13 protein-coding genes are annotated in these 18,379 nt (G+C 67.8%); 3 read left to right on the top strand and 10 right to left on the bottom strand.

Annotation, left to right across the window (positions count from 1 at the left end; genetic code table 11):
• The 10 genes from BT108_RS04170 to BT108_RS04125 all read right to left on the bottom strand — a co-directional run.
• Window positions 1-2,340, bottom strand: a 2,340-nt coding sequence (locus BT108_RS04170) for an AMP-binding protein (protein WP_218184810.1), incomplete at its 3' end; no start/stop codon positions are given.
• The gene (locus tag BT108_RS04165) at window positions 2,327-3,292 is read right to left on the bottom strand and encodes a TauD/TfdA family dioxygenase (RefSeq protein ID WP_072293273.1); all 966 of its coding nucleotides are present in this window, start codon (window positions 3,290-3,292) and stop codon (window positions 2,327-2,329) included. The genes BT108_RS04170 and BT108_RS04165, both read right to left, overlap by 14 nt.
• Window positions 3,293-3,430: 138 nt before the next feature.
• Window positions 3,431-4,159 (bottom strand): thioesterase II family protein, encoded by a 729-nt coding sequence (locus BT108_RS04160; protein WP_255369608.1) that lies wholly within the window; start codon window positions 4,157-4,159, stop codon window positions 3,431-3,433.
• A gap of 138 nt (window positions 4,160-4,297) precedes the next feature.
• Complete coding sequence (locus BT108_RS04155) at window positions 4,298-5,704, bottom strand: PepSY-associated TM helix domain-containing protein (protein ID WP_072293271.1); 1,407 nt, start codon at window positions 5,702-5,704, stop codon at window positions 4,298-4,300.
• 125 nt (window positions 5,705-5,829) lie between these two features.
• On the bottom strand, window positions 5,830-8,352 hold the full coding sequence (locus BT108_RS04150; protein WP_177257249.1) for a TonB-dependent siderophore receptor: 2,523 nt from the start codon (window positions 8,350-8,352) through the stop codon (window positions 5,830-5,832).
• A 300-nt stretch (window positions 8,353-8,652) separates the two neighbouring features.
• A complete protein-coding gene (locus BT108_RS14110) occupies window positions 8,653-9,318 on the bottom strand; it encodes a PEP-CTERM sorting domain-containing protein (protein ID WP_255369607.1) in 666 nt (221 codons plus the stop codon).
• 487 nt (window positions 9,319-9,805) lie between these two features.
• The gene (locus tag BT108_RS04140) at window positions 9,806-10,420 is read right to left on the bottom strand and encodes a hypothetical protein (RefSeq protein WP_072293270.1); all 615 of its coding nucleotides are present in this window, start codon (window positions 10,418-10,420) and stop codon (window positions 9,806-9,808) included.
• Window positions 10,421-10,449: 29 nt separating this feature from the next.
• Window positions 10,450-12,855: a phosphoketolase family protein gene (locus tag BT108_RS04135; RefSeq protein ID WP_072293269.1), complete on the bottom strand. Its 2,406-nt coding sequence runs from the start codon at window positions 12,853-12,855 to the stop codon at window positions 10,450-10,452.
• Window positions 12,852-13,982, bottom strand: coding sequence for an acetate/propionate family kinase (locus BT108_RS04130; protein WP_072293268.1), 1,131 nt, complete (start codon window positions 13,980-13,982; stop codon window positions 12,852-12,854). Before BT108_RS04130 ends, BT108_RS04135 begins: the two co-directional genes overlap by 4 nt.
• Before the next feature lie 19 nt (window positions 13,983-14,001).
• Window positions 14,002-15,024 (bottom strand): 2-hydroxyacid dehydrogenase, encoded by a 1,023-nt coding sequence (locus BT108_RS04125; RefSeq protein ID WP_072293267.1) that lies wholly within the window; start codon window positions 15,022-15,024, stop codon window positions 14,002-14,004.
• 248 nt (window positions 15,025-15,272) lie between these two features.
• On the opposite strand from BT108_RS04125, the gene BT108_RS04120 reads away from it, so the two are divergent.
• From BT108_RS04120 to ubiB, 3 genes are all read left to right on the top strand, one after another.
• On the top strand, window positions 15,273-16,121 hold the full coding sequence (locus BT108_RS04120; RefSeq protein ID WP_072293266.1) for a Tim44 domain-containing protein: 849 nt from the start codon (window positions 15,273-15,275) through the stop codon (window positions 16,119-16,121).
• A gap of 4 nt (window positions 16,122-16,125) precedes the next feature.
• On the top strand, window positions 16,126-16,722 hold the full coding sequence (locus tag BT108_RS04115) for a ubiquinone biosynthesis accessory factor UbiJ (protein ID WP_255369606.1): 597 nt from the start codon (window positions 16,126-16,128) through the stop codon (window positions 16,720-16,722).
• 120 nt (window positions 16,723-16,842) lie between these two features.
• Window positions 16,843-18,357 carry a ubiquinone biosynthesis regulatory protein kinase UbiB gene (gene ubiB / locus BT108_RS04110; protein WP_072293265.1) on the top strand — a complete coding sequence of 505 codons (1,515 nt, stop codon included), beginning with the start codon at window positions 16,843-16,845 and terminating at the stop codon, window positions 18,355-18,357.
• Window positions 18,358-18,379: the final 22 nt, after the last annotated feature.

Here is an 18,379-nt window from a genome sequence, read left to right as displayed (position 1 = left end):
CGGGCCGCTCAGATCTACCAGATCGATCGCCAGCGCCTGATGCCCCCGCACTATCTGCTCGCCCTGCCCTTCCGCACCCGCCCGAAACACGCTGCGCAGGCTCCCGTGCCGCTCCACGATCCGCTCAAAGCTCCATCTCAACGCCTCTACGTCCAGTTCCCCGGATAGCTCCAGTCCCCCGCAGATGTGGTACGCCGTCCCCTCCGGCTCCAGCCTCCATAAAAACCATAACCGCCCCTGAGCGTAGGATAGTTCACCCGCGCCTGCCGATCCCTCTCGCAAGCGCACGATCGGGAGCTGGTGCGGCCCTCCCGTCAGCAGGCGGCCGACCTGATGCGCGCATCCCTGCAGGGTGGGATGCTCGAACAGGACGCGCACCGGAAACTCGATCCCCCACTTTTCGGCGATGCGCATGCCGATCCGCGCGGCGGCCAGGGAACTGCCGCCGCTGGCGAAGAAATTCGCCTCGCGCCCCAGGGCTCCGCATCCCAGGACGTCCTGCCAGATGCGGGCGAGCTCGGATTCGATGCCGCCGGGCCGCAGGCCCTCCTCGCGCCGAGGCTGCGCGGCGGAGGCGCCGCCTCCCATCGTGAAACGTCCGGCCTCGTGCACGGCGTAGGCGTCCAGGGTGCGGTCGAGCCAGCCCTGGCGGCATGCGGAACGCTGCAGCTTGCCGCTGGAGGTCCTGGGCAGCGCACCGGGATTCAGGAGCACCGCCACCGACAGCGGCTCATGGCAGGCCATGCCGACCGCCTCCGCCAGCGCCGCGACCAGCGCCTCGGCCGGGACGCGCTTCTGCATCCCGCGCGAGACCTCCACCGCCACCCCGATCCCCTCGCCGGCGCCGGTCTCCACCGAAAAGGCGGCGATGCGCCCCTTGCGGACCATCTCGACCCCCGTCTCGATCGCATGCTCGATGTCCTGCGGGTAGATGTTCTGCCCGCGGACGATGATCAGATCCTTGAGACGGCCGGTGATGTACAGCTGGCCGTCGTGCCGGAAGCCGAGGTCGCCGGTGCGCAGCCAGCGCCGCCCGCCGCGCTCGGCAAAGCGCTCGCGCGTCTCCTGGGCCCGCTGCCAGTAGCCCAGGCTGATGCTCGGTCCGCTGGCCCAGATCTCGCCGACGCCGCCGTCCGGCAGGGGCGCCAGCCGTTCCGGATCGACGATGTCGAGCCGGTGGCCGGCGGGTGCGGCGCCGCAGCCGACCAGCATGGCGCCCGCCTGCTCCGGCAGGGCGCGCCCCTGCACCAGCGCCTCCCTGGAAAAGGCGTGGGCCACCATCCCCGCGCCGCGCCGCCCCCCGGTCACGAACAGCGTGGCCTCCGCAAGGCCGTAGCACGGATACACGGCCTCGGCCGCGAATCCCGCCGGAGCGAAGCCCGCCACGAAGCTTTCCAGTGTCTCGTGCCGCACCGGTTCCGAACCGGAAAAGGCGATGCGCCAGCTGGACAGATCCAGCGCCTGCAGCCGGTCTTCGCGAACGCGCTCCGCACAGAGGCGGTAGGCGAAATCGGGGCCGCCGCTGATCGTGCCGCGATGGCGTGAAATGGCTTCGAGCCAGCGCAGCGGCCGTTCCAGGAAATGGCGCGGCGTCATGAGCGCCACCGGGATGCCGCGATGGACCGGCTGCAGCAATCCTCCGATCAGCCCCATGTCGTGATAGAGCGGCAGCCAGCTGACGAACACGTCGTCGGCGCGCACCGACAGCCCTTCCTCGATGGCGCGCTCGTTCGCCATCAGGTTGCCATGGGAGACCATGACGCCCTTGGGCGCGCCGGTGGAGCCCGACGTATACTGCAGGAAGGCGATGTCGGACTCCGCCGGCGCATGTTCGCGCCACTGCGGTGCAGGATCGGACCCGGACGCATCGACCGCCAGGAACAGCGCCTCGGGAGCAATGGAAATCGTGGCGGCTTCCAGCATGCCGCGCACCGCTTCGGTAGCCAGGATGCAGCGGGCGCCGGAATCCGCGGCGATCGCCACCAGCCTGGCAAGATGCTGCGCCCGCGCGGATTCGGGCGGGAAGGCCGGAACGGCGATCATGCCGGCGTACAGGCAGGCGAAGAAGGCGGCGACGTAGTGCAGGTCGTTGTCGAGCAGGATCAGCACCCGCTCGCCGGGCTCGAGCCGCGCCTGCAGCTGCGCGGCCAGCACCCGTGCGCGGCCGTCCAGCTCCGCGTAGCTGAGGAGGGTGTCGTCCCCGGCGCCGACCTCGATGACGGCGGTATCTCCCGGCCGCTGCGCCGCGAGCCGGCGCAGGTGCTCGACCATCGTGCGGCACTCCCCGCCCCGATCCGCCGCGGCCCCCTTCGGGGTCAGGCGGGCGTCAGCTGCCGCCATGGGCCTGCGCCATCGCCACCACCACCTTGCGCGGCCCCTTGAAGGGCGTGCGCCCGTGAGCGACCAGCATATTGTCGAGCATCAGCACGTCCCCCGCCTCCCACGGAAAGAGGATCGTCTCCTCCGCCAGGATGGCGCGCACCTCTTCCAGCATCGCGTCCTCGATCCGGCTGCCGTCCGCGAAGCAGACGTTGCGGGGCAGGTTCTCGATGCCGACGATCTCTTCCAGCGACTCCCGCACCTCGGGCGGCAGGTTCGACGCATGGAACAGATGGGCCTGGTTGAACCATACCGGTTCCCCGGTCACCGGATGGATCGCCACGCCCTGGCAGGACTGCCGCGTCCTCAGCTCCCCATCGGGCTTCCACGTCCACTCGATCCCCGAACGGCGGCAATAGGCCTCCACCTCGGCCCGGTCTTCCGTGTTGAAGACCTGTTGCCAGGGCAGGTCGAATTCGCCGCTGTAGTTGCGCACGTATACCAGCCCCTGCTCGAAGCGGCGGCGGATGGCCGCAGGGATGCGCCGGTAGACCGCTCGGCTGTCGGCAATGGGGGTCTCCCCTCCCGACTGCGCCGGCGTCACGCAATGGAACCAGATCCGCATGGGCCACTCGCGCGTGTACGCCTGTTCATTGTGGAGGGGGATGTGCTGGTGCGCCGGATATTCGGTCGAGGTGTAGATCCCGGACGACACCGCCGTGCGCGGCGTGGAGGCGAATTCATAGCTCAGCAGAGGGTGCCCGAAGCCCGCGGCGAAGCGCCGGAAATCCTCCACCGAGGGCACGTCGTAGCCGCGGAACAGCACGCCGCCCACGGCATGCAGGGATGCCTCGACGGCCGCCGCCAGGCCCGGCAGGGCGTCGGCCAGGCGTTCCCGCACCCGCGAGGGTGAGGGCGAGATCAGCACCGGCAATTCGGAATGCGTCCCGGCACTCCTCTGGGATTGCAGCATGGCTCTACTCCTGGTGTTTTACCGCTCCCGCGGCGTGCCCGCGTGTCGCCCCCGAATTCCCCATCCGCGTCCCGGCCGCCGGCAAAACCGGATCGTCCCTCGCCGGTGCCCGGCAATGGCGCGGCGGTCCCATGCAGATCAGGCGCAGACGGTGGAATCCGGGGGCGACACGCGGGCACGCCGCAGGCAGGCGGCGATACGGTGCAACAGGGCAGACTCGCTCTCCCTGAGATAGAAATGCCCGCCGTGGAACCAGTCGAGCGTCGACTCGCGCCCGCTCTCGTCCCACCATGCCCGCAGGCAAGGCTCGTCGATGTCGTCCTCCCTCCCGGCGAATACGTGGATGGGAAGCGGCAACGGCGGCGCGGGGCGGTAGCGATAGCTTTCGCAGACGCGATAGTCGGCGTCGAGCAGATCCAGTGTCATCCCCAGCAGCTCGGGATTGGAGAACAGCTCGTCGGGCGTCCCGCCGTGCCTGCGCAGTTCCGCGGTCAGCGCGGCGCTGTCGCCCGCGGCGGGGAAATGCTCGCCGGCCCGCCGCGACGGCGCCGCCGCAGCCGAGACCAGCAGCGCCTGCGGCAGCGGAGCCCCCTGCGCGTGCAGGCGCCGGGCGATGCCGTGGGCCAGCAGCGCGCCCATGCTGTGCCCGAACAGGGCGTACGGCCCCGAACCGTGCCTGCCAGACGCCAGCGACTCGACCAGGCGCGTCGCCAGCGCATCGAACTCCCGCACCGCAGGCTCGGCGATCCGGCTCCCGCGTCCCGGCAGCTCGAGCGGCACGACCTCGATCCATGCCGGCAGCAGGCGCCGCCAACGGAAGTACATGGTCGCGCTGGCACCTGCGCAAGGCAGACAAAGCAGCTTCAATGGAAAAATACCCGCTCAAACAAGAACCACGCCCGCCCCTGCACCGCAATGACAACCCGCAAGGTCACGGGACAGGCCGGCACAGGCGATCCGCGCAGCCCGTCCACTCTATTCAAGACGAAGAAGCCGCGCAGGAATTTAATCCCCCCGCGAAATCCCCTCCTCCGCGCCCGCGGAGAGGGAACGAGCGGAGCGGAACGGCGGAATGGGCGCCGCCGGCGCGGTACGCCTGCCCATGGCGCGGCGGCTGCGCGCCTTCTTCCACCAGATGTAGACGCCGGTGACCGACAGCATGGCCACCACCAGCCCCATGAAGGAGATCAGGATGCGCCCCGGCAGGCCCAGGATGCGTCCGGAGTGCAGGGGAAACTGCATCTGCACGAAGATGTCGGCGGCCGTTCCCCGCCATGGCTGGATGTCGCCCAGGTAGCGCCCATCCCCGCCGTCGAAGTGCAGCCGTGCCGGTCCCACCCCCGCCGCGCCGTGATCCTCCCCCGGATAGTAGAAGCTGACGGCGTAGACGCCGAAATCGGCAGCGTAGAAAAGGTCCCCGGCGGGCTCGGGCCATCCCCTGCGCCGCGCCTCCGCGCCCGCCTGCTCCAGGATCGCCGCGCGGCCGATCTGCGGCAGGATGGGCCGGTCCCGGTCGGCAGGCGTGCGCGTGTCGAAGGGTCCCGGCGTCACGTCCGACACCAGCGACATGAGGGGAAAGAATACTTCACGATAAAGATTGAGCGAAAAGGCGGTGAACGCCACGATCAGCAGCACGCCCCAGGTCCACAGGCTGACGGCGCGGTGCAGGTCGAAGTTGAGCTTGTAGCGTCCCCCTCCCCAGCGGATGCGCCACGCCGGCCGCCAGCGCCGCAGCCACGATTCCTTCGGTTCGCGTGGCGCCGCTCCCGCCTGGGGCGGGCCGGCCGCCTCCATGAACAGGCCGGCTCCCCCCGTTGCTTCGGCCTGGCCGCGCACGCGGGATGCCCCCATCCCCTGATGGCGCCGGCGCGCCGGAAAGGTCAGGAACAGGCCGCTGAAGCAGTCCAGCATCCAGACGATGGCCACGATCCCCAGCAGCAGCACGCCCCAGCCGTCGAAGCCGCCCATCTCCGGCAGGTGCAGGCTGAAGTGCAGCTTGTAGAGGAAGGACACCAGGTTCTCGCGCGACAGCGAGACCGCGCCCCACTCGCGTGTGCCCAGCACGTCGCCGGTGACGGGATCGACGAACACCTGGTTGTAGTCGAGCTCGTAAAGCCTGCCGGTCGCGGGATCGACGCGCGGCTGCACGCCGAAGGCAAGGGATTCGCCCTCCTCCGCCAGCAGGGGGATGAAGACCACGTGCGCGCGGGGATCGGCCGCCTCGATGCGGCGGACGAGCTCCAGCGAGGGAATCGCCTCGCCGCGGCTCGCCACCCGGGTCAGGTGCGGGTTGAGCCACTCGTCCAGCTGGTGGTCCCAGGAAATGATCGCGCCGGTGAGGCCGGTGACGAACAGGAAGCCGGCTATGAACAGCCCGCACCAGCGGTGCAGGAGAACGAACACGCTACGCATCGGAACACCCACACCCACCACCCTGATAGCCGGCCACCCTCGTCAGACGATCGATCCTGCCCGAAGTTTCGCCTCCTGCTCCCTGTTTCGCTGCGTTCCCGCCGGAACGCGCGCCTGCCGCTCCGCTACCAGCGGTAGCGCAGGCTGCCCAGCACCATGCGCTCCATGCCGCGGAAGCAGCCGAAGGTGCAGTTGGCCACGTACTCCTTGTCGAACAGGTTGTGGCCGTTGATCGACACCCGCCACGGGCCGCGCTGGTAGTAGATGGAGGCGTCGGTCAGGAAGTAGGAGCGGTCCAGTTGGGTATTTTCCATATCCCGGTAGCGCGGGCCGACGTAGCGCACCCCCACGCCCAGGCCCAGGCCGCGCAGGAACTCCACCGGAATGGCGTAGGTGAGCCAGCCCGAGGCCATGTGCTTGGGGACGATGATGGGGCGCTTGCCGAGATCGACGTCTTCGCTCTTGGTCACCTTGATGTCGGTGTAGGTGTAGGAACCGATCAGGTCCAGCCCCTGCGCCAGCGACAGCTTGCCCTCCAGCTCCACCCCGCGCGAGCGCATCTCGCCGGTCTGCCTGCGGAAATTATTATTGCCCGGATCGACCGTCAGCACGTTGCGCTTGGTCAGGTCGAAGAACGCCAGGGTGAACAGGCCGCGGATGCCCTCGGGCTGGTACTTGAGCCCGAACTCGAACTGCTCGCCACGGCTGGGGTCGAACGCCCGGCCATCGGCTCCGACCCCCCCCTGCGGCAGGAACGACTGCGAGTAGCTGAAGTACGGCGCCAGCCCCCAGCCCAGCAGATAGGTCAGCCCGCCCCGGCCGGTGAAGGCGCTGTTGTTCTTCCTTTCCGAAACCCCCGAAACCTGTTCGGTCGTGTCGAGCATGACCCAGTCGTGCCGCCCCGACAGTGTCAGGATCAGGCGTTCGGCGATCTTGACGTGGTCCTGCAGGTAGACGCCCACCTGGTCCAGTTTCTGGTTGGTATCGGCAAGGGTGTCCATGGGCCTGTCCACCATCTGCTGGCCGTACTGTGGGTTGGCGATCTCCAGATCCCAAACGGGCACACCTACCGGGATACCATACAGACTGCTGAGGGCGGCATCTCCCAGCACCCGCGAACCGGTGCGGGCGCGCAGCCAGTCCACCCCCAGCATGACGGTGTGGTCGGTGAGGCCGAAGTTGAACTTGCCGTGCAACTGGGTATCGATCGCCGTCTGCCGCACCGACTCGTGGAAGATGTTGGCCTCGCGCAGGAGATAGACTGGATTGGACGGAAACGGATTTAATGGATCAGCGGGATCAAAGGCTCCATAGTCCTGTACGCGAAAATTGTCCGCCCGCGTCGCCGCGTGGCGCAGGTTCTGGCGCAGCATCCAGTCGGCGTTGAAGCGGTGCTCGAACTTGTGGCCCACCGACCACTGGTCCTGGTTGAACTTGTTGAAGCGCGGCTCGCCCACCAGCAGGCGGCTCAGGCGGTTGCCCGGTTCGGTATAGGCGAAGGAGGCGCCGTCGGTGCGGTTGCCCAGCACCTCTCCCATCACGGTGTAGGAGGTGTTGCCGGACAGCCAGGTGAGCGAGGGCGCGATGTACAGGCGGCTGTTCTCGACGCGCTTCTGGCCAGGATACTTGTCCTGGGTGTCGGTGTCCAGGCCGGTGCCGACGATGCGGTAGAGCAGGTTGCCGTCCATCAGGGCGCCGCCGTAGTCCACCGACACGCGCTTGAAGTCGAAGTTGCCGTACTGGAACATGATCTCGCGCACCGGCTGGGCCGTGGGCAGCTTGCTGACGCGGTTGATGATGCCGCCCGCGTCCCCCTGGCCGTAGGTCACCGACGCGGGGCCGCGCACCACCTCCACCCGCTCCAGGCCCTGGGATTCGGTGCGGAAGAAACCAAAGTTGCCGTTATTGAACTGGCGCAGGCCGTCGCGGTAGTCGCTGGTCAGCAGGGCGTCGAAGCCGCGCATGAAGAACCAGTCGAAGCCGCGGCTGTCGTAGCCGTAGCCCTCCGAGATCACGCCCGGGGTGAAGCGCAGCGCCTCCGACACCGTGGTCACCGCGCGCGCGTCCATCTCCTCGCGCGTGATCACCGAGATCGACTGCGGGGTCTCGATGAGGGGAATGTCGCCCTTGGTGGCGGTGGTACTGCGCGTGGCGACGTAGTCCTTCACCGTCTCGCCCTCGGCGGTCACGTTCACCGGCGGCAGCGTCGACGGCGCCGGCTCCGCCGGGGCTGCCGGAGGAGTCCCGGAGGCCGGCGGGACCGGCGCCGCCTGGGACAGCTTCGGCTGCGCGCCGGCCTGGCCGGGAGCGGATTTTTGCGCGCCTTCCTGGGTTTCGGACGCGGCAGCGGGAAGAGGGGCCGCGGAATCGTCCGCCCGCGCCAGCAGCCAGGGCGCCGCCTCGCCTGTGGACGCCAGCTGCGCCCGCTCCCGTTCGAAACTTGCCAGGGTCGTCAGCCGATCGGTTTGCGGCAGCGCCCGCCAGGCGCTCACCGCCCCCGGGGGCGGCAGCAGGTCCGCCGCCGGCACCGAGGAGGATATCGCCACGCCCGCGAGGCCATACGCCAGCCGGCGCAGGCCGGCTGGCGTGCGGTTTGCCTGATTCCCACGAATTCCACGACTCTCATGAATCCCACGACTCTTATTCATAGCGCCGATCATCTCCCCTTTTTCAACATTCGATGGCCAGATCCCTGACGTGGGGATATGGCTGTATGCGGACTGCTGCCGATCCATCCAGGGCAGCCCTGTCTTGCTCACGCGCATGCCTGCCGGCGCAGGCTTGATGGCTGTCCGGTTTCTCCGGTCGCCCTCAATGCAGACGAACCAGCCCGGCCGTTGTTCAAGGTGGCGGAAAAATTTTTCCGGGGCGACGCGTGGACGCCATTGCGGCACGCGCCCCGGCAAATGAAAAAGGGGCCGAAGCCCCTTTTTCAACCCTGCGCCGATCTAGCTGGCGGTGGGGAACTTTCTCCTGCGTACCATCGCGCCGACCAGGCCCAGCCCGGCGAGAAGCATGCCGTAGGTTTCCGGTTCCGGCACGGGCGAGACCGTGACGCCCGACAGCCGGATGCGGTAGCTCTCGAAGACGCCGAGGTTCGGATCACCCTCCGTCGCCCAGCCGGTCAGGGGCGAACCGCCGCCAGGCCCGGTGGGACCCAGCACGGCCGTGTAGGGCTCGCTCGTGATGGACGCGATGTAGTTCTCCGGCCCGGTGCCGCTGCCGCTGGTGGGCATGACCTCGTCGGTGGAGATCGCCAGGTAGTACCAGCCCGCGGCTTGGGGACCGAAAGCGTGGCCGGCGGGCAGCCCGGCGTTGGTGTCGCCGAGCTTGGCGTCGTCGTTGCCGTATACTCCGAGCCCGGTCGAATCAAACAGGGAAAGCACCGAGTTGAAGTTGGCGGTCACGGATGCCGAGAAGGTGGTCGGGTTGGAAATGTAGATCTTGAACAGGTCGATATCCTGGTTGTGCTCAAGCAGTCCGCGGATGTTGTTCAGCGAACCATCGCCGGTCGGCTCCTGCGCCGTGCCGAGCAGATTGCCGGCATCGACACGCTCGACCCAGTTCACCGCATACGCCGGGTTGGCCAGGAACGGCAACATCAGGAAGGACATTGAAACGGCTGCTTTGGAAAGATGGCGATTCAACTTTGAATCCATTTAGTTACCTCCATAAATAAGCTATCTGAGATTCATGCTCGAGCGGCCCGGAAAGCCAGGAGCCTGAGGCACGGACACTCCGGCCGCCGATGATGCGGACTCACACTTTGGAAGGCTGGCGATGCCTGCGGGAACGTCCCAGGCTTGCGGGCAAAGCATCGATTTCGCCGAAACCTGGTGCCGTTTCCGCAAATCGATACTTAGATTCAGCTTAGCATCTTCCTGTGCTTTTGTAAACAGAAATGATTCTGATAATAAGAGAGATTCTTATTTATCAGAATCATTGGAAAATCGAGGATGGCACAATGTAGCAGGTCATCCCTGCTACATTAAGCAAATATTACAATATATTGTACAGGCCGTGCTGCGAAAGAACAATTATTTTTACAGAAAATTGATGGAAGCGGCAGCGGGAAGAACGGCGCAGAGCAAAGGGCGGCCGTCAGACCCAGTTCGCCCCATGGTCGTAGCGGTGCATCGCCAGCAGCGGCCCGATGTCGCCGTCTTCCAGCACCTGCCTGGCCGAGTCGCGGATGAGCGGATCCTCGGGATAGAGATCGGTGAACGCGATGATCGACATCGCCGCCAGTTCCCACTCCCGGCGCGCAGGCGCGTCGGCCGCACCCTCCCGGTACGCCGCGCTGGCATAGACCGTGCGGGGCCGATCCACCCTGACGCTCATGCCATGCAGGATGCATCCCGCCGCCAGCAGCACGATGCCGGCGACGAAATATTCCTGCAGGACGTAGACCGCCGCCAGGAAGAACGAGACGAAGGACAGCACGGCGCTGTTGCGCCGCTTTTTCCATGACGTCGCCGGATAGGCGAACGCCATCCAGTAGTCGCAGATGTAGCCGACCAGATCCTCCGCGTTGTTCCATTTCGCGTGCAGGGTCTGCGTCATGATCCGCCTGGGAATGTCGGGCCTGCCGATCAGCGCATGCGGCGCGATCACGAGCGCGTACAGGATCGGCAGGATGGCGCCCCAGTACGGGGCGTTCGCGTCGCCGCGGAAGAACGAGGCGTAGAGCGAGACGATTTCGATGAGCAGGATCATCGGCGAACGGTCGTGCCGTAAAAGCGGTGCTACCCGGACCAGCGCCAGTTCCGGATTTCCGGCATGTCCTCGCCGTGGCGCCTGATGTACAGCCCGTGCTCGATCAGCCGGTCGCGCATCGCCTGCTTGAGATAGGCCCCCTTCGACCCCAGGCCCGGCACCCGGTCGACCGCGGCCATCACCAGGTGGAAGCGGTCCAGGTCGTTGAGCACGGTCATGTCGAACGGGGTGGTGGTGGTTCCCTCTTCCTTGTAGCCGTGCACGTGCAGGTTGCCGTGATTGGCACGGCGGTAGGTCAGGCGGTGGATGAGCCAGGGATAGCCGTGATAGGCGAAGATGACGGGCCTGCAGGTGGTGAACAGCGCGTCGAAGTCGCGATCAGCCAGCCCGTGCGGGTGCGCCTCCTGCGGCTGCAGCGTCATCAGGTCCACCACGTTGACCACCCGCACCTTCAGTTCCGGCAGGTGCCGCCGCAGCAGGTCGGTGGCGGCGAGCGTCTCCAGCGTCGGCACGTCGCCGGCGCAGGCGAGCACCACGTCCGGCTCGCCGGCGCGGTCGTTGCTGGCCCAGTCCCAGATGCCGATGCCGGCGGCGCTGTGCCGGACCGCCGCATCCATGTCCAGCCATTGCAGCGCCGGCTGCTTGCCGGCGACGATGACGTTGACGAAGTTGCGCGACCGCAGGCACCGGTCGGCGATGCACAGCAGGGTATTGGCGTCCGGCGGCAGGTAGACGCGGATGATGTCGGCCTTCTTGTTCACCACGTGATCGATGAATCCCGGATCCTGGTGCGAGAAGCCGTTGTGATCCTGGCGCCACACGTGCGAGGTCAGCAGGTAGTTGAGCGAGGCGATGGGCTGGCGCCAGGGAATTTCCCGGCTGGCCACCTTGAGCCATTTGGCATGCTGGTTGAACATCGAGTCCACGATGTGGATGAAGGCCTCGTAGCAGGAAAAGAAGCCGTGCCGTCCGGTGAGCAGGTAGCCTTCCAGCCAGCCCTGGCAGGTGTGCTCGGAAAGCACTTCCATCACCCTGCCGCCGGCGGACAGGTGTTCGTCCGACGCCAGGCGCTGCGCCATCCACGTCTTGTCCGTCGCCTCGAACAGGGCACCCAGGCGGTTCGAGCTGGTCTCGTCCGGCCCCATCACCCGGAAATTGCGATACGGCAGGTTGAGCCGCATCACGTCGCGCAGGAACTTGCCCATTTCCCGGGTGGATTCCGCCACGCCGGCGCCCGGCCCCGATATCTTGACCGCATAGTCCCGGAAATCCGGCATCTCCAGGTCCTTCAGCAGCAGCCCGCCGTTGGCGTGCGGGTTGGCCCCCATGCGCCGCTCGCCCCGCGGCGCCAGCCGCGCCAGTTCGGGGACGAGCCCGCCTTCCCCGTCGAACAGCTCCCCGGGCCGGTAGCTCTTCATCCAGGCTTCCAGCAGCGCCAGGTGGCCGGGATTCGAGCCGATCTCCGCCAGCGGCACCTGGTGCGAGCGCCAGCTGTCCTCCGTCTTCCTGCCGTCCACTTCCTTCGGGCCGGTCCATCCCTTGGGGCTCCGAAGAACGATCATGGGCCAGCGCGGGTAGGCGGCGGCGCCCTCGTCCGTCCCCGTGCGCGCGGCCTGCTGGATGCGGCGGATGGCCTCGACCGCGCCGTCCAGCGCGGCCGCCATGGCCTGGTGCATGCGCGCCGGATCCGCCCCCTCGACGAAGCGGGGCTGGTAGCCGTAACCGAGGAGCAGGCTCTCCAGTTCCTCGTGGGGAATGCGCGCGAGCAGCGTGGGGTTCGCGATCTTGTAGCCGTTCAGGTGCAGGATCGGCAGCACCGCGCCGTCGTGAGCGGGATCGAGGAACTTGTTGGAATGCCAGGCGGCAGCCAGCGGGCCCGTCTCGGCCTCGCCGTCGCCGACCACGCACGCCACCACCAGATCGGGGTTGTCGAATGCCGCGCCGAAGGCGTGGGACAGCGCGTACCCCAGCTCCCCGCCCTCGTGGATGGAGCCCGGCGTCTCCGGCGCCACGTGGCTGGGCACGCCGCCGGGAAAGGAGAATTGCCGGAACAGCCGTTTCATGCCGGCTTCGTTCCGCGGAATGTGCGGATAGCATTCGCTGTAGCTGCCCTCGAGCCAGGTATTCGCGATCATGGCGGGCCCGCCGTGACCCGGCCCCGCGACGTAGATCATGCTGACATCATGCCTGAGGATGACGCGGTTCAGGTGCGCGTAGATGAAGTTGAGGCCCGGCGTGGTGCCCCAGTGGCCCAGCAGGCGAGGCTTGACGTGGGCCAGGGCCAGCGGTTCCCGCAGCAGGGGATTATCCAGCAGGTAGATCTGGCCGACCGACAGATAGTTCGCCGCGCGCCAGTAGGCGTCCAGCGCATGCAGCTCCTCCGCCGACAGCGGCGCCCGATCCGGTTCCTGCGGCAGTCCGGTTCCGTCCTTCATGCGTCCCCTCCCGAAGTGGCCCGGGTGTCCGGCTGCGCCATCACCCGCGCCGCTTCCCGCGCGAGGATGGCCGCCTCGTTCACCGGAACGACCCATGCCTCGATCCGGCTGGCCGCCGTACTGATACAGAATGCGCCCGCGCCATTTTCGTTCCCGCCGGGATCGATCTCGAGTCCGCACCATGCCATGCGCGCGAGTATCCGTGCGCGCACTTCGGGCAGGTTCTCGCCCACGCCGCCGCCGAAGACGACCGCGTCCGCCCCCCCGAGGAGCGCGAGGTAGGCGCCCACGTATTTCCGTATCCGATGGCAGTACAGGTCCACGGCCAGGCATGCGCGCGGATCCCGCGAGGCCAGCAGTTCACGCAGGTCGGCGCTGATTCCCGATACGCCCAGCAGCCCCGATCGCTCGTTCAGCATACGCTCCACCTCTTCCGGCGTGAATCCCGCCCGGCGCTGCAGGTAGGTGGCCAGGAACGGATCGACGTCGCCCGACCGGGTCGCCATCACCAGGCCTTCCAGCGGCGAGAATCCCATCGAGGTGTCGCGCGGCATCCCGTCTTCGATCGCCGCGATGGAGCAGCCCGCGCCCAGCTGCAGGGAGATCACCCTGCCGCCGCGGCCCGGGCGCTGCGTGCGTGCGCGCCAGGTGCGCCACATGTCCTCGTGCGCCAGTCCATGGAAGCCGTAGCGGCGCACGCCGTGCGCACCGGCCAGGGCGTACGGGATGGCGTAGGTGCGGGCGGCCTCCGGCAGTGCGGCGAAGAACGCCGTGTCGAACACGGCCACCTGGAGCGCCGGGTTCAATGCCGCGCGCACCGCGCGCACCCAGCGCAGGGCGACCGGATTGTGCAGGGGCGCGAGGGAAGCCAGCCGCCCCAGCTCGCGCTCCGTCTCCGGATCGAGCGCACGGCTGGCGGTGAAGCGTTCGCCTCCGTGCACCACGCGGTGCGCCGCCGCCTCCACCCTGCCGAGTCCGTGCGCCTGCGCGAACGCGTGCAGCATGGCGCCCGGCTCCTCCCCGCGGAGTTCGTGCCTGACGCTCGCCACCTCCGCCAGGCCACGCTCGTGGCGGGCGAACGCGGCCAGCCGAACGGACGAACTCCCGGTATTGACCGTCAGGATCATCCGGCCTCTCCAGCCGGCGTCATGACTTCGTCATTCCGCCTGCGCACAGCACCGTGCCCTCCAGAAACGCCCTCTCCTCGTTCAGTGCGAGCAGATTGCCGATGGCGCTGGCGGCGATCTGATCCAGCGCCTCGCGGGTGAGGAATCCCTGGTGCGCGGTCACGAGTACCCGGGGAAAGGCGAGCAGGCGCGCCAGCATGTCGTCCTGCAGCACCCTGTCGGAAAAATCCTCGAAGAACACGCCGGCCTCGTTCTCGTAGACGTCGAGGGCGACTCCGCCCAGGCGATCCTCCTTGAGCGCGGCGATGAGCGCGGCGGTGTCGATCAGCCCGCCACGGCTGGTGTTGATGAGATAGGCCCCGGCCCTCATCCTCGAAAACGCATGCCTGTCGAACATGTGCCGGGTATCCGGCGTCAGCGGCACGTGCAGCGTGAGGATGTCGCTCGTGGACAGCACGCTGTCGAAGTCGGCGTACGTCACCCCATGCACCCTGGCCCAGTCGAACGACGGAAACAGGTCGCAGGCGATCACCCGGGCTCCGAAGCCGGCGAGAATCTGCGCCGCGGCCCGCCCTATCCTCCCGGTACCGATGATGCCCGCCGTCTTTCCATGGATGTCGAAGCCCGTCAGCCCGTCGAGCGAGAAGTCGTGCGCACGCGTGCGATGATGGGCGTGGTGGGTGCGGCGATTGAGCGCCAGCAGCAACCCGACCGCATGCTCGGCGACGGCATGGGGAGAATAGGCGGGAACGTAGGTGACGGCAAGGCCCAGTTCCCTCGCCGCCTCCAGGTCGACATTGTCGTAGCCGGCGCACCGCAGCGCGACGAGCCGCACGCCCGTGCCGCGCAGGATTTCCAGGCAGGGCCGGGTCAGGCGGTCGTTGACGAACACGCATACCGCCTGCGCGCCTGCCGCCGTGGCCGCCGTCTCCTCCGTCATGCGGAACTCATGGAAGCGGCAATACAGCCCGGCGGCGCCGGGTGCCTGCCCGAAGCTGCGGCGATCGTACGGCTTGGTGTCGTAGAAGGCGACGGTGATCATGGATGCATCCTGTCGGATCTGGGATTCAAAAGGGCGGCTGCCTCCCCGCCGCGCGGACGATGCGGTCAGTATATGCGAAGTCGCGCCTCCCGGACCGCAACCTTGCGCCGGACATGCGGCACGTCACCGGGACGGGACGATCCCCCCCGAAACCGCGGCGACGGCACCCGCCGGCAGGGAACGGCCTCTCTTTCAAGCGCATCGATGATGCTATACTTCCCGCTTCAATCCTGCGCGCGGAGATTGCCATGAAGAAAACACTGATCCTGCTCACCCTGGTCACGCTCGGCTTTGGATTGGCCACGCTGGACGCCGAGGCAAGGCGCTTCGGCGGCGGCAAAAGCATAGGGAAGCAACGCCCGGCCGTGACGCAGCAGGCCGCGCCCAGGCCGGCGCCTGCGCCGGCCCCGGCGGCTCCCGCCGCCGGCGGGAGCAAGTGGATGGGCCCCCTGGCGGGCCTCGCCGCCGGCGGTCTGCTGGCAGCCCTGTTCATGGGCGGCGCCTTCGAAGGCATCAACATGGCGGACATCCTGATGCTGGCCGCACTGATGGCCGCGATCTTCTTCATCATGCGCACGCTGCGCCGGCCGCGGCCGGCGCAGCCCGCCCACGCCATGCAGTACTCGGCGGCAGGGGCGGCCCCCGCGGGCACGCCCCTGCCGCCGGCCGCCGCGCCGGGGGCGTCCTCCACGCCGGGACAGGCGCCCCCGGCGCGCGACGTCCCGGACGGCTTCCAGGTGGAATCGTTCCTGCGCAACGCCAAGACCTCGTTCATCCGCCTCCAGGCGGCCAACGACGCGCGCGACCTGGACGACATCCGGGAATATACCACCCCTGAAATGTTCGCCGAGATCAGCATGCAGATCCGCGAGCGCGGCGATGCCCCGCAACGTACCGAGGTGGTCGCCGTCGATGCGCAGCTGCTGGAGGTCGTCACCGAGAACGACCTGGCCATCGCCAGCGTGCGCCTCGGCGGGCAGCTGCGCGAGACGCCGGGGAATCCCGCCGAAGCGTTCGACGAAATCTGGCACGTGCAGAAGAATCTGAAGGATCCCGGCGCCGTCTGGCTGCTGGCGGGAATCCAGCAGGTATCCTGAATCCATGACCCTGCCGGCATCCGTCGCGCTGGCCCCGCTCAACCACCTGCTGCGCGGCGCCGGCTGGGCGCGGCGGCAGCTGCAGCCCTGGGCCGGTCGCACCGCGCACCTGCGCCTGCCGCCGCTGCCGACCCTTGCCCTGACCGTGCAGGCCGGCGGCGAGGTGGCCTCCGTCCCGAGCGACACGCCCGCCGATGCGGTGCTGACGCTCGCTCCCCACCAGCTGCCGCGCCTGCTGGCGCGCGAGGGGCAGGCCTACGACGAAATCCGGGTTTCCGGCGACGACGCGTTCGCCGCGGCCATCCTTCACGTCGGGAAGCACCTGCGCTGGGACGTGGAGCACGACCTGAGCCGGGTGATGGGAGACATCCCCGCGCACCGGCTGGCCCGGGCAGGCCGGAGGCTGGCGCACTGGCACGCCACCGCTGCCGGCAGCCTGGCCGGAATGCTGAAGGAATACCTGACGGAAGAACGGCCGCTGCTGGCCAAGTCCGCCGCAGTGCAGGCGCTCGCCCGCGAGGTGGATGCGCTGCGGGAGGAAACGGCGGGACTGGAAGAACGGATACAGGCATTGTCGGCCCCGCCGACGGCCCGGCGATGACCGGCCGGTCCGCAGGAATTCCCGGAAACCTCCTCCCCGTGAAACGAAGCGCGATAGCGGCAAATCCGATCCCCCGCCCCCAGGCCTCTGATCACGGATGAACGGACGCTCCGGGAATACATGCGCTTCTTTCGCCTTCTCAGAATACTCGCGGTAGCGTTTCGCTTCGGCCTGGACGAATTCTTCCTCAGCCATGAAAGGCTGAGGTTTTTGCGTCCCTTCGTGAAGCTTGCGACATTCTGGCGGCGTCTCGACAGGGCGCGCGGCGAGCGCCTGCGCCTCGCCCTGGAGGCACTGGGCCCCATTTTCGTCAAATTCGGCCAGATGCTTTCCACGCGCCGCGATCTTTTGCCGACGGACATCGCCGACGAGCTGGCCCGGCTCCAGGACCAGGTTCCGCCCTTCCCCTCCAGCCTCGCCCTGGCGACGCTGGAGCAGGCCTACGGCAAGGCCGTCGACGAGGTCTTCCTGCTGTTCGATCCCGAACCGGTCGCCAGCGCCTCGATCGCCCAGGTGCACCTGGCCTCCCTGCACGACGGCACCGAGGTCGCCGTCAAGGTGCTGCGCCCCGGCATCGCGCCGATCATCGCCCACGACGTGGCGCTGATGGAAACGGGGGCATGGCTGGTCGAGATGCTGTGGCCGGACGGCAAGCGGCTGAAGCCGCGGGAGGTCGTATCCGAGTTCTCGCGGCATCTGGCGGACGAGCTCGATCTCATGCGCGAGGCATCCAACTGCAGCCAGCTGCGGCGCAATTTCCTCGATTCGCCGCTGCTGCTGGTTCCCGAGGTCTACTGGGACTACTGTTATTCCAACGTCATGGTGATGCAGCGCGTCAAGGGTACGCCCATCAGCCACGTGGCCACGCTGCGCGAACAGGGCGTCGACATCCCCAGGCTCGCGCGCATGGGCGTGGAAATCTTCTTCACCCAGGTATTCCGGGACGGCTACTTCCATGCGGACATGCATCCCGGCAACATCTTCGTCGGCGGCGACGGACGCTACATCGCGGTGGACTTCGGCATCATGGGAACGCTCACCGACGAGGACAAGAACTATCTGGCGCAGAACTTCCTCGCCTTCTTCCGCCGCGACTACAAGCGCGTGGCGGAGGCGCACGTGGAGGCGGGGTGGGCGCCCAAGGATACGCGCGTCGATGACTTCGAGACCGCCATCCGCGCGGTGTGCGAGCCCATCTTCGACAAGCCGCTGAAGGAGATCTCGTTCAGCCGCGTGCTGCTGCGCCTGTTCCAGACCTCGCGCCAGTTCAACGTCGAGATCCAGCCGCAGCTGGTCATGCTGCAGAAGACCCTGCTGAACATCGAGGGACTGGGCCGCGACCTCGATCCCGACCTCGATCTCTGGACCACGGCGAAGCCCTACCTGGAGAACTGGATGGCGGAGCAGCTCGGCTGGCGCGGATTCACCCGCCACCTGCGCAAGGAGGCGTCGAACTGGGCCGTGATGCTGCCGCAGTTTCCGCGCCTGCTGCACCATGCCCTGGGCGAAATCCGCACCGGCGAACTCGAGCGGAAGATGGACGAGGCCATCCTGGAAAGGAAGCGCCAGAACCGGCTGCTGTCCATCGTCATCCTGCTGCTGGCGGCGATGCTGCTGTGGCAGGTATGGCGCTGATCCGCGGAAACCGTCCAGGCAC

It is taken from the genome of Nitrosovibrio sp. Nv17 (genome assembly GCF_900119085.1).
Lineage (GTDB): Bacteria > Pseudomonadota > Gammaproteobacteria > Burkholderiales > Nitrosomonadaceae > Nitrosospira.
Note: the sequence above shows the minus strand (reverse complement) of the source record. Positions and strands in the feature narration are given on the sequence as shown.